The sequence below is a fragment of the Streptomyces sp. P9(2023) genome (assembly GCF_032436795.1).
Taxonomy (GTDB): domain Bacteria; phylum Actinomycetota; class Actinomycetes; order Streptomycetales; family Streptomycetaceae; genus Streptomyces.
The window spans coordinates 1-256 of record NZ_JAUPWM010000643.1 but is presented as its reverse complement, the minus strand read 5'-3'; the positions used below and the strand labels follow the sequence as shown (position 1 = coordinate 256).

1 protein-coding gene is annotated in these 256 nt (G+C 62.9%); it reads right to left on the bottom strand.

Annotated elements, in window-relative coordinates; all coding sequences use genetic code 11:
* Positions 1 to 256, bottom strand: a 256-nt coding sequence (locus Q5762_RS38995) for an efflux RND transporter permease subunit (protein ID WP_315897056.1), incomplete at both ends; no start/stop codon positions are given.

Here is a 256-nt window from a genome sequence, read left to right as displayed (position 1 = left end):
CCTGACCCGCTTGATGGACAGGGCGTCTTTCTTGGCGCCATGCGGCTTCAAGAGCAGCGCGGCGAGGGCCGGCGAAAGCGTGAGGGAGTTGAATGCCGAGATGACCGTCGAGATGGCGATCGTCAGAGCGAACTGCCGATAGAACTCACCCGTCAAGCCGGGGACAAACGCCACCGGAACGAACACGGCACACAGAACGAGCGTGATCGCGATGATCGGACGGCTGACCTCGCCCATCGCGGACTTGGTCGCTTCG